The 14,519-nt window shown below is 60.1% G+C and carries 13 protein-coding genes; 4 read left to right on the forward strand and 9 right to left on the reverse strand.

What is annotated here, in order from left to right; genetic code table 11:
- Positions 1-2: 2 nt before the first annotated feature.
- Genes VOI22_RS19170 through VOI22_RS19180 form a run of 3 tightly spaced genes read left to right on the forward strand, consistent with a single transcriptional unit; the run spans position 3 to position 2,640 of the window.
- On the forward strand, positions 3-902 hold the full coding sequence (locus tag VOI22_RS19170; RefSeq protein ID WP_323798049.1) for a manganese/iron ABC transporter ATP-binding protein: 900 nt from the start codon (positions 3-5) through the stop codon (positions 900-902).
- Complete coding sequence (locus tag VOI22_RS19175; RefSeq protein WP_323798050.1) at positions 899-1,783, forward strand: metal ABC transporter permease; 885 nt, start codon at positions 899-901, stop codon at positions 1,781-1,783. The genes VOI22_RS19170 and VOI22_RS19175 overlap by 4 nt, the downstream gene beginning before the upstream one ends.
- Entirely contained in the window at positions 1,783-2,640 is an 858-nt protein-coding gene (locus tag VOI22_RS19180) for a metal ABC transporter permease (RefSeq protein ID WP_323798051.1), read from the forward strand. The genes VOI22_RS19175 and VOI22_RS19180 overlap by 1 nt, the downstream gene beginning before the upstream one ends.
- A 54-nt stretch (positions 2,641-2,694) precedes the next feature.
- Here VOI22_RS19180 and VOI22_RS19185 read toward each other — a convergent pair whose 3' ends face one another.
- From VOI22_RS19185 to VOI22_RS19220, 8 genes are all read right to left on the reverse strand, one after another.
- Positions 2,695-2,895 carry a hypothetical protein gene (locus tag VOI22_RS19185; RefSeq protein WP_323798052.1) on the reverse strand — a complete coding sequence of 67 codons (201 nt, stop codon included), beginning with the start codon at positions 2,893-2,895 and terminating at the stop codon, positions 2,695-2,697.
- Between the two features lie 166 nt (positions 2,896-3,061).
- Entirely contained in the window at positions 3,062-4,138 is a 1,077-nt protein-coding gene (locus VOI22_RS19190) for an NAD-dependent epimerase/dehydratase family protein (protein ID WP_323798053.1), read from the reverse strand.
- Positions 4,139-4,170: 32 nt separating this feature from the next.
- A complete protein-coding gene (locus VOI22_RS19195; RefSeq protein WP_323798054.1) occupies positions 4,171-4,599 on the reverse strand; it encodes an iron-sulfur cluster assembly scaffold protein in 429 nt (142 codons plus the stop codon).
- A gap of 11 nt (positions 4,600-4,610) precedes the next feature.
- The gene (locus tag VOI22_RS19200) at positions 4,611-5,060 is read right to left on the reverse strand and encodes a SufE family protein (RefSeq protein ID WP_323798055.1); all 450 of its coding nucleotides are present in this window, start codon (positions 5,058-5,060) and stop codon (positions 4,611-4,613) included.
- 79 nt (positions 5,061-5,139) lie between these two features.
- On the reverse strand, positions 5,140-6,189 hold the full coding sequence (locus VOI22_RS19205; RefSeq protein WP_323798199.1) for a nucleotidyltransferase family protein: 1,050 nt from the start codon (positions 6,187-6,189) through the stop codon (positions 5,140-5,142).
- Between the two features lie 75 nt (positions 6,190-6,264).
- Complete coding sequence (meaB, locus tag VOI22_RS19210) at positions 6,265-7,299, reverse strand: methylmalonyl Co-A mutase-associated GTPase MeaB (protein WP_323798056.1); 1,035 nt, start codon at positions 7,297-7,299, stop codon at positions 6,265-6,267.
- A gap of 26 nt (positions 7,300-7,325) precedes the next feature.
- Complete coding sequence (scpA, locus tag VOI22_RS19215; RefSeq protein ID WP_323798057.1) at positions 7,326-9,482, reverse strand: methylmalonyl-CoA mutase; 2,157 nt, start codon at positions 9,480-9,482, stop codon at positions 7,326-7,328.
- Complete coding sequence (locus VOI22_RS19220; protein WP_323798058.1) at positions 9,479-11,326, reverse strand: methylmalonyl-CoA mutase subunit beta; 1,848 nt, start codon at positions 11,324-11,326, stop codon at positions 9,479-9,481. The genes scpA and VOI22_RS19220 overlap by 4 nt, the downstream gene beginning before the upstream one ends.
- 279 nt (positions 11,327-11,605) lie before the next feature.
- On the opposite strand from VOI22_RS19220, the gene VOI22_RS19225 reads away from it, so the two are divergent.
- On the forward strand, positions 11,606-13,075 hold the full coding sequence (locus VOI22_RS19225; protein ID WP_323798059.1) for an ArnT family glycosyltransferase: 1,470 nt from the start codon (positions 11,606-11,608) through the stop codon (positions 13,073-13,075).
- On the opposite strand, the gene VOI22_RS19230 is transcribed toward VOI22_RS19225, so the two are convergent.
- The gene (locus VOI22_RS19230; protein ID WP_323798060.1) at positions 13,068-14,267 is read right to left on the reverse strand and encodes a class I SAM-dependent methyltransferase; all 1,200 of its coding nucleotides are present in this window, start codon (positions 14,265-14,267) and stop codon (positions 13,068-13,070) included. The genes VOI22_RS19225 and VOI22_RS19230 overlap by 8 nt on opposite strands.
- Positions 14,268-14,519: the final 252 nt, after the last annotated feature.

Below are 14,519 nucleotides of genomic sequence, written 5' to 3' on the forward strand. Positions count from 1 at the left end.
CAATGCTCACCCAAACAGAAACAGACAACAGCCCGAAAATGGAAAAGGACAGCGCCGGCGGCATCTTCGCCCACGACGTGACCGTTACCTACCGCAACGGTCACACCGCTCTCTACGACGCCAGTTTCGAAATCCCGCGCGGCACGGTCACCGCACTGGTCGGGGTCAATGGCGCCGGGAAATCGACCCTGTTCAAGGCCATTATGGGCTTCGTGCCCACCGCCAAGGGCGAGATCCGGTTGCTCGGCCGGACCGTCAAGGAAGCGATGCGCGAGAGCCTGGTCGCCTACGTGCCGCAATCCGAAGATGTCGATTGGGCCTTCCCTGTCCTGGTCGAGGATGTGGTGATGATGGGCCGCTACGGCCATATGGGGTTCCTGCGCCGCCCCTCTACCGCCGATCATGCAGCGGTCGAGCAGGCTCTGTCACGGGTGAACATGCTGGATTACCGGAAGCGGCAAATCGGCGAGCTTTCTGGCGGTCAGCGCAAGCGCGTGTTCCTTGCCCGCGCCCTTGCCCAGGACGGACAGGTCATCCTGCTGGACGAGCCTTTCACAGGCGTCGACGTGAAGACAGAGGACCAGATCGTGGAGCTGCTGCGGGAGCTGCGGGACGAGGGCCGGGTCATGCTGGTCTCGACCCACAATCTCGGATCGGTCCCGGAGTTCTGCGATCGCACCGTACTGGTGAAAGGCACCGTGCTGGCCTACGGGCCGACCGAGACGACCTTCACCCGGAAAAATCTGGAGCGAGCTTTCGGCGGCGTGCTGCGTCATTTCACCCTCGGCGGCGAAGTGATGCACGAGGATGGCGACCCGCGCGAGGTCACCATCTTCACCGACGACGAAAGACCCTTCGTACATTTCGGCGAGCTGCCGGAGCGTAACGAGGACAAATCATGATCGCGTATCTCCTCGAGCCTTTCGGCTATGGCTACATGACCAACGCCATGTGGGTTTCCGCTCTGGTCGGCGGGGTCTGCGCCTTTCTTTCCTCCTACCTCATGCTCAAGGGCTGGTCGCTGATCGGCGACGCACTGTCCCATTCTGTCGTGCCCGGCGTGGCCGGGGCCTACATGCTTGGCCTGCCTTTCGCCCTCGGAGCCTTTATCGCCGGCGGGCTCGCGGCCGGTGCCATGCTGTTTCTCTCCGAACGATCGGGCCTGAAGATCGACGTCATCATCGGCCTGATCTTCACGTCCTTCTTCGGCCTCGGTCTGTTCATGGTTTCGATCAACCCGATGGCAGTCAGTATTCAGACCATCACCATGGGCAATATCCTCGCCATCACGCCGGAGGACACGCTGCAGCTCGCCCTGATCGGGTTCATCTCGCTGGCTGTCCTGTTGGCGAAATGGAAAGACCTGATGGTTACCTTCTTCGACGAGAACCACGCCCGCTCCATCGGGCTCCGGCCCGGCCTGCTGAAAGCCGTCTTCTTCGTGCTGCTATCTGCCTGCGTAGTCGCGGCGATGCAGACGGTCGGCGCCTTCCTGGTGATCGCCATGGTGGTCACACCCGGCGCGACCGCTTATCTGATCTGCGACCGGTTTCCCCGGCTGATCATGACCTCCGTCGCCATCGGTACGCTGACCAGCTTCTTCGGCGCCTATGCCAGCTACTTTCTGGACGGTGCAACGGGCGGCATCATCGTCACATTGCAGACCCTGATATTCCTGGTGGTCTTCGTCTTTGCCCCGAAGCACGGGTTGCTCGCCGCGAAACGCAAGGCAGCCGAAGCGTTGAAGCGCGGCAGCGGCCGGCCGGCAGGAGGGGTTATCTGATGGATCTTTCCCTCGACACCCTGCTGATGCCGTTCCGGTTCGGCTTCATGCTGAACGCCTTCTACATCTCCATATTGGTGGCGGTACCGACGGCGCTTCTTTCCTGCTTTCTCGTGCTGAAGGGCTGGGCCCTGATGGGGGATGCGGTCAGTCACGCGGTCCTGCCCGGGATCGTGCTCGCCTATATTCTCGGCTGGCCGCTGATCATCGGCGCTTTCCTGGCCGGCATGACTTGCGCGCTTGCCACCGGCTATCTCTCGCACAACAGCCGGGTCAAGCAGGACACGGTGATGGGGGTGGTGTTCTCCGGTATGTTCGGGATCGGCATCGTGCTCTACGTCTCAGTCAAGACGAACGTGCATCTCGACCATATCCTGTTCGGCAACATGCTCGGGGTCGATGCAGACGAGCTTTGGACTGCCGGTCTGATCTCCCTCGCCGTTTCCGGCGCCATCGCCCTTAAATGGAAAGATCTGCTGCTGCACAGCTTCGATCCGGCGCAGGCCCAGGCTATTGGTCTGCGGGTCGCCTGGCTGCATTACGGGCTGCTCGCGGCGCTGTCCCTCACCATCGTCGCCACGCTCTCCGCCGCCGGACTGATCCTGGCCATCGGCCTGCTGATCTCCCCCGGCGCCATCGCTTTCCTGCTGGTTCGCCGGTTCGGTGCCATGCTGATGGTGGCAATCGGCGTCTGCATGGTCTCGATGCTGCTCGGCACCTATCTCAGCTTCTTCGTCGACAGCGCACCCGCACCGACCATAATCCTGATCCTGAGCGGGCTTTTCGTGATCGCGTTTGTTCGCCGGATGGCGCTGACACGTAGCGCATCGCTTAAGCGGCGCGTAATAGGAGCTTAAAAACAAAAAGGACGCTCGAAAGCGTCCTTTTACAAATCCTGTTTGCGCCAGACTTCAGTCGAGCCAGTCGGCAATCACATAGGGTGCGCGATCAACCGGGACTTCCGGGTGATGGTGTCGGTAAACTGCAACGGCTGAATTGAAGCAAATCTGCTCCTTCTGCCCCAGCATTTTCATCTGGCTATAGGCGGTAATCACGGCCCTGTAACAGGTGTCCGTCGGCCCGCAGCCCAGTTCTTCGTCACATGAACTCATGATCTGATCCACCAAAAACCACCGTTCGAATACACCGGCAGGATATGATTCCGCCCTTGGAACGCAAGGAAAATCTTTTGTCTTTCAACAAACTAGAACCATTCTAAGAATCGATCTGTGAAGCCGAAAACACGATAGAGACCTAAAATGGTCTTATTTCAATGCATTATACTGCAGTTACTAATCGTGCGCGCTGTCCGTCCATCACCTGCTCCATGATGCCCTGCATATCGTACTGCAGGTTCCAGTCCGGGAAATGGTTCTTGAACTTTGAGATATCGCTGATCCACCAGATATGATCGCCGACGCGATTCTCTTCCGAATAGGACCAGTTGAAGGCCTTGCCAGCGATCTTTTCCGCCATGGCGATGGCTTCCAGCATCGAGCAGTTGGCGTGTCGACCACCACCGATATTGTAGACCTCGCCGGCACGCGGTGCCTGGAAGAAGTGCCAGAAAGCATTCACCAGATCATGGGAATGAATGTTGTCCCGGACCTGCTTTCCCTTGTAGCCGAACACCGTATAGGCCCGCCCCGTGAGAGCGCATTTGGCGAGATAGGCGAGGAAGCCGTGCAGTTCCGCCCCCGAATGACCGGGCCCGGTAAGGCAGCCGCCCCGGAACACACCGGTCTTCAACCCGAAATAGCGGCCATATTCCTGCACCAGCACGTCGGCGGCCACTTTCGAGGCACCGAACAGGGAATGCAGGGTGCCGTCGATGCTCATGCTCTCGTCGATACCATCGGCATAAAACGGGTGGGATTGGTCGATTTCCCAGCGTGTCTCCAGCTCGACTAGCGGCAGGCGGTTAGGCGTATCGCCATAAACCTTGTTCGTGCTGGTGAAGATGAAGGCCGCCTCGGGGCAATGCTTGCGGGTGAGTTCCAGCAGGTTCAGCGTGCCGTTGGCGTTCACGGTGAAGTCGGTGATCGGCTCCCGCGCCGCCCAGTCGTGAGACGGCTGCGCCGCGGTGTGCAACACCAAGGCGATATCGGGTCCATACTCCCGAAACACCGGCTCCAGCGCATCCAGCTCACGGATATCCGCCATGAAATGCCGGTACTGGCTTTTCAGGCCTGTCTCGAGCTGCTCCCGGCTCCAGTCAGTGCTGGCTTCCGCGCCGAAAAAATAAGCCCGCATGTCATTGTCTATACCGACGACATCAAGACCTTTTCCAGCCAGAAAACGGACAGCTTCGGCTCCGATCAGGCCTGCCGATCCGGTTACGAGTGCAATCGCCATATCTCATCCAAGCATACCGCGTTTGCCGCGGCTCATGATTTAGAATTCAAAGCTCTCACCGAGGCTTCTAGCGCCAGCAACATGGAGCTGTGCCGGTTGGTCAGAGACCGCGCGGACTGCAATAAGCCAAGTTCCGCAAAACTTCCACCGGGAACCGGGCCGCCCTCTTTCAGCATCGCGCGCATTTCGTCACGGGCCTGCTCAATTTCGGCGGGCGAACAACCGACAATCGAGCTCGCCACGATGGACGCCGCGGCAGAGCCGAGCGCACAGGCATCGACTTTCTGCGCATAGTCGACGATCAGCCCGTCTTCGAGTTTTAGATAAACACTGATTTCGCTGCCGCAGGCCCGGCTGACAGCTTCCCCTTTGTGAGTCGCGTCCGGCAACTTACCAAGTCGCGGGATGTTACCCGCGTAGGCGAGGATCTTGTCCTGATAGATCGCGTCGATACCACTCAAGGGACTGGCCTTTATCCGCTAGCGGCGGCGCGCGCCTCGACCTTGATCTTGTTCAGCATGGCGCCAAGACCGTTCTTGCGGGTTGGGCTCAGGTGCTCCTCAAGACCTATCTCGCGGATGAAATCAGGCTCCGTCGCCAGGATTTCCTCCGCAGTCCGGTTGCTGTAAATGCGCAGAATTATGGCGATAAGGCCGGAGACGATGGCCGCGTCGCTGATTGCCTTGAAAACCAACCGGTCGCCGTGTCGCTCACCCACCAGCCAGACCTGGCTCTGACAGCCCTTCAACTTGAACTCGTCACGCTGGAATTCCTCATCCAGCGGCGGCAGCTTGCGCCCGAGATCAATCAGATACTGATAGCGGTCCATCCAGTCGTCGAAGAAGGCGAACTCGGAAATCAGCTCTTCCTGTTCCTCGGCGATGGAGTGTTCCGGAGCCGGCATGTCAGTCTCAGCAACCATGTCTCTTCCTGTGTTCTCGATCTGGTTTCGACTTGGCGCGGAACCGGGAGGATGTCAATGCTCAGAGCCTATCGTGCACCTATCTGCCGGCAAAGACCTGCGGAAAATCCTCTTCCGCACGGTCGAGGTCCTGATGCTGGCCGATGTCACGCCAATACTCCCGGATCGGAAAGGCGCTAATGGTTTCACCGCTCTCAATCATGCGAGAAAACAGATCGGGCATATCGAGTATTTTCCCCGCTTCGATCCGGTCCAGCACACCGGGTTCGAGAACGTAAATCCCCGCGCTGATGAAGAAATTATGGGTAGGCTTTTCTCTGATTGCGACCAGACGGTCACCCTCCAGGTCCACGACCCCGTAGGGGATATCGAACCCCTTTTCGAACACCGCCATAGTCGCGGAGGCTCTGCTTTCCCTGTGAAAATCGAGCATATGCCGGAAGTTAATGGAGGTCAGGATATCTCCGTTCATGACAAAGAACGGAGATTCCGGGCGATTCTTCATCAAAGAGAGAGAGCCCGCCGTGCCAAGGGCATCCGTCTCTCTCAGATAGCCGATTTCAGCGCCGAACCTGTAGCCGTCACCAAAATGCGCCTCGATGGCTTCGGCCCGATAGTTTACAGAGAACTCAAAGCGATAGAAGCCTTGATCGACAAAGGACTGAACCAGAGTTTCCAGCAACGGCCGCCCACCAACCGGCAACATTGGCTTCGGCACCGTTTCCGTCAGGGGACGCAACCTCTTGCCAAGACCGCCCGCCATCAACACGACCTTGTTTTCGAGCCGGTCGGCTGCAACGAAGGTGTCGATCGTGCGCAAGGCAACGATCCGTCCCTCTCTGTCGACGATCGGCACCTGATGAATTACTTCACGGCGCATCAAAGCCTGAATCTCGTCGTCGGACACGTCCACCGAAACGAGTTTGGGACTCCGGTTCATGATCTTCTCGACGGTATCGTCCAGAGTCACGCCGGCTAGCAGCCCACGGCGGACATCTCCGTCCGTCACCACACCGATCACGCGCCTCTCAGCATCAACAATGATCGCGAGTTGAGACGAACCGGCATCAATTTGCGTCAACGCATCACGGACGAGCGCGTCCTCGGGGAGCAGAATGGAGTCGAGCATTTTCACCGAACAATTGCCTCTTTGACGAAGCCCGCGAGAATAGGGGGTGCGGTCACTTCAGGAAATCTAAATCCGTCATCCGGCTTCCGGAGACGGCGACAGGCCGAATGTCTGCAACAACCGATCGGCGGCTGCGCTCGCGGTTTGGCGATTGCCTGCAACATCCGCTTCAAGATCGGCCACAAGCGCGCGAACGGCTTCATCTTCCTCGAAGCGTGCCATCAGTCGATCCCGAACCATGGACCACATCCAGCGCACCTGCTGGTTCTGGCGTTTTGCCTGAAACTCGCCTGTGGCGCTGAGCGTCTCGCGATGACGCACGATCTCGGCGAGAATATCCTCGAGCCCGACCTTGCCAAGCGCGCTACAGGTGGTCACCGGCGGCTGCCAGTTCGGGCTGGCCGGGGTCATGATTTCCAGCGCGCGTCGATATTCGGCGGCGGCCCGCCGGGCACGGGACTTGACCTCACCATCCGCCTTGTTGACTGCGATCATGTCCGCGATCTCCAGCACGCCCTTCTTGATACCCTGCAACTCGTCACCGGCACCGGGCAGCATCAGGACGAGGAAGAAATCCACCATTTCGGCAACAACCGTCTCCGACTGGCCAACGCCCACCGTCTCCACCAGCACATGGTCGAACCCGGCCGCCTCGCAAATCACCATGGTCTCGCGGGTTGCACGCGCCACGCCGCCAAGCGTGCCCGAAGAGGGGCTCGGCCGGATATAGGCATCGGGGTCACGCCCGAGTTCCTGCATCCGCGTCTTGTCGCCAAGAATCGAGCCCCCGGTCCGGTTGCTCGACGGGTCCACCGCCAGCACCGCAACCTTGTGCCCGCTGCCGGTCAGCATCTTGCCGAATGCCTCGATGAAGGTGCTTTTGCCGACACCGGGAACACCGGTGATGCCAATTCGGCGCGCTTCACCGGAGAACGGCAATAAAGCCTGCAAAACTTCCTGCGCCTGGCGGCGGTGCTCTGGATTGCGGCTTTCGATCAGCGTAATGGCACGCGCCAGCGCGGCGCGGTCGCCCGCACGGACGCCTGAGACATAATCGCCGGTACTCATCTGGCGTCGCTTCGTCACCGCGACGGTTTGCTGAGAAGTCATCTAATCCACGCGAACAGGGTGAAGGCTCACGCCGCCTCGACCGAATGGCCGAGCACTTCGCCAATCTTCGCGATCAGGTCCACCGCCGCATCGCTGATCACGGTGCCCGGCGGGAAGATCGCCTTGGCGCCGGCAGCATAGAGCGCATCGTAATCCTGCGGCGGCACCACGCCTCCGACGACAATCAGGATATCTTCGCGTCCAAGCTTCTCCAGCTCCGCCTTCAACGCCGGAACCAGAGTCAGGTGACCCGCGGCAAGCGAGCTTGCACCGATCACATGCACGTCGTTCTCCACCGCCTGGCGCGCCGCCTCCTCCGGGGTCTGGAACAGCGGACCGATATCGACATCGAAACCAAGATCGGCGAAAGCCGAGGCGATCACTTTCTGGCCCCGGTCATGACCGTCCTGGCCCATCTTGGCGATCAGGATACGCGGACGCCTTCCCTCCACCGCTTCGAAGGCATTGACCGCTTTCAACACCCGCTCCACGGATTCGGCGCCTTTGCCAACTTCACTCGCATATACGCCTGACACGGTCTTCACCTCCGCGACATGCCGCCCATAAACTTTTTCCAGCGCATCGGAAATCTCGCCAACCGTTGCCCGGGCCCGGGCTGCGTTGACCGCGATCTCAAGCAGATTGCCTTCGCCGGAACCCGCCGACTCGGTAAGCCGGTCCAGCAGACGCTGTGTCTCGCTCTCGTCGCGTTCAGCCCGCAGCCGTTCCAGCTTCTCGAGCTGTTGGCGGCGCACCGACTGGTTGTCGACCCGCAGCACCTCGACATTATCCAGCTCGTCCGTGCGGTACTTGTTCACGCCAACGATGGTCTGCCGGCCACTGTCGATCCGCGCCTGAGTGCGGGCGGCGGCTTCCTCGATCCGCATTTTCGGGATACCGGCCTCAATCGCCTTGGCCATACCGCCGAAGCTCTCGACTTCCTCGATATGGGTCCAGGCCCGCTGCGCCAGATCATGGGTCAGCCGTTCGACATAATAACTGCCGCCCCACGGATCGATGACGTTGCAGGTGCCGGTTTCCTGTTGGATCAGCAGCTGGGTGTTGCGGGCGATGCGGGCGGAGAAATCCGTCGGCAGGGCCAGAGCCTCATCCAGCGCATTGGTATGCAGGGACTGGGTATGGCCATGCGTGGCGGCCAGCGCCTCGACACAGGTCCGCACCGAATTGTTGAACACATCCTGCGCGGTCAGCGACCAGCCGGAGGTCTGGCAATGGGTCCGCAAGCTGAGGCTTTTCGGGCTCTTCGGGTCGAACTGCTTCATCAGCCGGGCCCAGAGCAGGCGTGCGGCCCGCATCTTGGCGACTTCCATGAAGAAGTTCATGCCAATGGCCCAGAAGAAGGACAGACGCGGCGCGAACGCATCGATACCGAGCCCGGCTTCCATGCCCGCGCGGGCATATTGCACCCCGTCCGCCAGCGTGTAGGCCAGCTCCAGGTCAGCCGTCGCACCCGCTTCCTGCATGTGATAGCCGGAGATGCTGATCGAGTTGAAACGCGGCATCTTCGTCGACGTATAGCCAAAAATGTCGGAGATGATCCGCATCGAGGGAGACGGCGGGTAGATGTAGGTATTGCGAACCATGAACTCCTTCAGAATGTCGTTCTGAATTGTTCCGCTGAGCTTTTCCGGAGAAACGCCCTGTTCTTCCGCCGCGAGGATATAGAGCGCCATGACCGGCAGCACGGCGCCGTTCATGGTCATCGACACGCTCATCTGGTCGAGCGGGATGCCGTCGAACAGCTGGCGCATGTCAAGAATGCTGTCGATCGCGACCCCGGCCATGCCGACATCGCTGACCACGCGCGGATGATCGCTGTCATAGCCTCGATGGGTCGCCAGATCGAACGCGACTGAAAGCCCCTTTTGACCCGCGGCAAGATTACGCCGGTAGAAGGCATTCGACTGCTCGGCGGTGGAGAAACCGGCATATTGCCGGACCGTCCAGGGCTTGTTCACATACATGGTTGGATAGGGCCCGCGCAGGAACGGCGGCAGCCCCGGCCAGGTCTTCAGGAAGTCGAGGCCTTCGATATCTTCCGCCGTGTAGAGCGGCTTGACCGCGATCCGCTCCGGGGTCTCCCAGACGGCGCCGTCTGCAGCAGGGCTGCCACCCGCAGGCCCACCGAGAGAGACGGTCGAGAAATCGGGTATCGCGCTCATTGTTCGATCACTCCCAATCCGGCTGCCAACTCACGAAGCGTCGCGAGGGTCTGGTCTCCGACATAGATGAAACCGTCGATCCCCGCAGTCCGCCAGGCCTCTTCATTGTCGCCGGGGCGGCCCGCCAAAAGAATGCGCTCCGCTCCGGATTTTTTCAGGGCCGCCGCAGTTTCCACTGCAGCTTCGCCATAGATTTTATCAGACGAGCAGAGAACCGCAAAACGGCAGCCGCTCTTTGCGAATGCGGCTCCTGCATCACTGCCGCCAGTTTCCGCCGGAACGCTTTCGATACCGCCCGCCGCGAAATAGTTCTGCGCGAAGGTTCCCCGCGCCGTGTAATCCGCCGGCGTGCCGAGATTGAGCTGGAAGATCCGGGGCCGAGCGCCCGATTTTTCAAGCGCCGCATCGCTCGCGGCCCGCAACGCCTCAAACCCTTCGCCGAGCGTGTGCCGGGCCAGCGGCGCCATCTCCACACCGGCTTTCTCACGGTCAGGCAGAGCACCTTGACCAAGGGTCGCGCGCAACGCGCCCCTGTCACAAACAAGCCCTTCCGCCGTTTCCTCAGACAGGTTCGGGAAGGTACTCACGCCGGTAACCTCGTCCTTGCGGCGAGCGAGGTTCCGTTCCCGTTCGGCCCAGCCGTCAGCAACCATGGAAGCGACCCGCCCCGAGGCGAGCGCTGCCGCCATGCCGCCATCAGCCTCGATGGATTGCAGGATGTCCCAGGCGCGGACAGCATATTCGTCGCTGAGCGTTTCCACATACCAGGACCCACCCGCCGGATCGGTCACCCGGTGCAGACCGGACTCTTCCATCAAAATGATCTGGGTGTTGCGGGCAATGCGGCGGGCAAACCCGTCCGGCAAGCCAACAGCATGATCGTAGGGCAGCACCGTAAGGCTGTCCGCACCGCCGACGCCGGCGGCAAAGGTCGAGACCGTAGCGCGCAGCATATTGACCCAGACATCCCGCCCGGCAATCGCCCGCTCCGCCGTCACCACATGCAAGCTCATCGGAGCATCTGCGGGATCGGCACCGGACGCCTCCAGCACCCGCGCCCAAAGCCGCCGTGCTGCGCGCAGCTTGGCGATGCCCTGGAACACATCAACACCGAGCGCGAAGGTAAATTCGATCTGCTTTGCGGCTGAGGCGACATCAAGTCCGGCTGCGGTTAGCGCACGCAGATAAGCAATGCCGGTCGCCATCGCGAAGGCCAGATCCTGAACCTCGTTGGCGCCCGCTTCGTAATACGGTGCGGTATCGACCGCGACGGATCGCACCTTCGGATGGCTTGCCGCCGTCCGCTTGGCAATCTCCGCCATTTCAGCAAGAGCATCTTCCGCCGTCTTTCGCAGCCAGCCTTCCCGCGCCAATGTGCCGAGCGGATCGACCCGAAAACTGCCGGAAACCTCTCCCGCATCGCAGCCGCGGCGGGTCCAGAGATCTTCCAGCATGGAAGAGACAGCAGGCGCATAAGTGCCCGCGTCGAGCGCGACCGGCGCCATGTTCAGGTGAATGCCGGCGAGCGCCTTGTCGAGATCGTCCGTCGACCCGATGACCACACCCTCGACGCCGGGCCGGTCGACCCGCAGCAGAACCGAAGTCGCGCCACGTTCCAGATCCTGTTTCGCCGTTTTGGCGACCTCTGCCGGATCGCCATGCGCCTGCATTTGCCGCACGTCCCAGCCGGTCTCGGTCCGGTCACCGCCCGGAGTTGGCGCAGTCCTCCCGGCCGGCGCATCATCGCCGGTATAGATCGGTTGCAGCTTCAGGCCTTCATAGGTCTGACGGGTGAGAACCTTGTCGAAAGACGCACCTTTCAGGACCGCTTCGACGGCACTCATCCAAGCTTCGCGAGACGTTTCGGGAAATTCCTCCGCGAGCGTCATCAAGGTTTTTTCATCCATGGTCTTCATCGCCGTGGCCGCCTCTTTGTCACGCTATCGCGTTTGTCCTACTGGGTTGCGGCTGCTTCGGCAAGAAACTCCGGTGGCGGGTTCGAGCCGTCTGATCAAGGTCAATTTACCGCATCGCACAGATTCCCGATTGTTTCGGAGGCGCGCCTCAGCTAAGGCGGGGCATCTCCGGTGCGCAAGACCGGCACGTAAGGAAAGCATCGACGCATGCCAACCGTGATCAAAGATGACAGCCGCCCCTATTTCCTCTGGCTTCTTCTCGCCGTCGCTGCGTTGACGGCCTTGCGGCTTGGCGTTCTCGCGGGCAGCGGCCTCGGCCTGCATGGCGACGAAGCACAATACTGGTCCTGGAGCCGCGATCTGGAATGGGGCTACTACACGAAGCCGCCGCTGATCGCCTTCATCATCGCCGGGGCCCAATCGCTCTGCGGTGACGCCACGGCCTGCATTCGCGCGCCGTCACCATTGCTGCATGCCGGAACGGCGCTCGCCATCTACGGCATTGCCGTGTCCCTTACAGGGAGCAAAAAGACCGGATTCTGGTCCGGGCTGAGTTTCGCCACGCTGCCTGCCGTCTCGCTCTCCAGCCTGTTGATTTCCACCGACGTGCCGCTGCTGTTTCTCTGGGCCATGGCCCTGCTCGCCTTCGTGCGCAGTCTGAAAAGCGATGCCCTCGGATGGCCCCTTCTGCTCGGCCTCACCCTCGGCGCCGGGTTCCTCGCCAAATACGCCATGGCCTATTTCATCCTCGGCCTGATGTTGTTCACACTGATCACGCCCGCATACCGTTCCTGGCTGGTTGGCCGGAAGCCGCTGGTCGCGCTCGTCATCATGCTGGCCGTGTTCGCGCCGAACCTGTTCTGGAATTTCGAGTCCGGCTGGGTGACCTTCACGCACGTCAAAGACAACACCAACCTGAAGGGCGACCTGTTCCATTTCGGAAAAATGCTGGAATTCGTCGGCAGCCAGGCCGGTGTCTTCGGGCCGGTGCTTTTCCTCGCCCTGCTCTGGCGCCTCGCCGTGCTGCGCCGGGACCCGGCTGCGCAAATGGAAAAGCTGCTGCTGTGTTTCTCCCTGCCAGTGCTGCTGATCATCACCGGCCAGTCCTTCCTCAGCCGGGCGAACGCCAACTGGGCGGCCACGGCTTATGTCGCGGCAACGATCCTGGTTGTGTGTTGGCTGCTCAAGCGCGACCGCCTGAAGCTTGTTGTCGCCGGTATCGGCATCAATCTCACGGCCGCCGCCGTGCTTGGCTTCTTCTTCCTCGACCTGCCCGGCGTTGATGTGCCGCTGAAGAAAGATCCGCTACGCCGCCTGCGCGCCTGGGATCAGGTGGCGGAGCAACTTCGCCCCGTCCTTACAGCCCATCCCGACGCCATCTGGCTGACAGAAGACCGCAAGACCATGGCCTCCCTGCTCTACGCCCTGCGCGATATCAAGCGCCGGCCGAAGATGTGGGACTATGACGGCCACCCGGACCATCATTACGAATTGACGGAACGGTATCTACCAAAGGCGGGCGATACCGTGCTGCTGGTCGCAAAATGGGACAAGCCATTTCCGATCCTGGAGCGGTTCGGTGAGGTTACGGAACTGCCCCCAATCGAAGTAAATACAGGCGAAAAGGCGTTACGCCGCTTGCACCTCTTCTACCTGACTGGACCCAAAATCAATTGAGACCAGATAAGCCTACAGATGCATGAGCATCGTCGGTGCCTATTCTCGTAAACGCTTCTGGAAAATCGCCTGGAATAGAAACGGCTTCAAATCCCGTGAGCCGCTCGCTGATTTGGGCGGCAAGAGCCGGAACGAGCGGGATATATATCGACGATGCCTGTTGGGCATCCGAAGGGTCTGCGATAGGTCGATCAAAGAACGTGCAGCCGACACGCGAGCAATCTTCGTCCAGATAAAAATCGACCCTGCGCTCAAGATTGGATGATGCCCACGCCGCCGAGATGGACGAGCCAAATATCCCGAACACGCCGTCACCGAAAACTTCCATCGATTGCCGGACCGTCCCAAGCCAGTCCAGCGCAGCCCGAAGACCGCGCCCGGTTACACTCGCGTCAAAAGACGGTGCCCGCCACGTTCCCGTCCCCTGACGGGCCACAAGCGTTATCTCCCGCTTCAATACATCCACCCGCAAGGATTCAATGTCGTAGCCGGCGCTTGAAACAACAGATGCAATACTCGCCTGCGTGAAATGGCTGCTGTGATCCGCAATCATCAGATCAAACGGGTTGTCCGGAAAATACGGCACCTGAATGAACAGGCGCCCTCTGGTCGGGTGAAGCAGCCTGCGAATGTCGCGAATGACTTTCGCCGGTGAGGGAATATGCTCGAATACGTGAATGAGCGTGACGAGATCAAAGTGCCTATCGATATCTTCGAGCCGCTCGTAGATCCCTTCGACCGTCTCTATCTCGGAAAGAACATTAACGTCTTTGACGTTCGGGTCGTATCCACTGAGCTGCCAACGCGGCAGTTCCTGTGCAAAGGCCTTTAATGTTGATCCCGTTCCGCATCCGAAATCGAGTAAGAGACCATCGTCGGCCAGTTTCAGCGCCCTGCGCATCCAGTCGATCAGGTGAACAGACCTGGATTTCAGACCAGTCTTACCTGCGATCAGCTGCTCAACGCCAGACCGGGATTGGTGGTAGAGCACGTAACTCTCATAAATCTTGTCAGCTTCCCGGGACCACTCGTCCGTATGCGGCTTCTGAACGAGACCGCATGCGTTGCAAATCGCCAACGCGCCGCCTTTGGTCCAGCTTCGGCTATCCGACGTGACCTGACACCAATCAGAATAACCTTCCACCGTTTCGAGATTGGCGGAATCGCAATGGTGACAGGAAACAGAAGTCATAAAGATTCTTCTTTCTGATAGACGCCTGGAAAACGCTGGTTAATCACAATCTCCCCAGACTCCAACTCCTTGAGCCGATCCTGCTCAGCTGCACCAGATTTTGGCCGGTCGGGCTGAGAATTCTTCCCTAATTTCCCCGCTCAACAACTTATCGAAACTGATTGAATCATAGACCGAAAATCAGTCGAGACTATCGTCTCTCCAATGGCTGAGAGCGTAAGTTATACGCGCGAATTGTTTTTCCCGGAAGGC

Source organism: Nisaea sp., from assembly GCF_034670185.1.
GTDB lineage: Bacteria > Pseudomonadota > Alphaproteobacteria > Thalassobaculales > Thalassobaculaceae > Nisaea.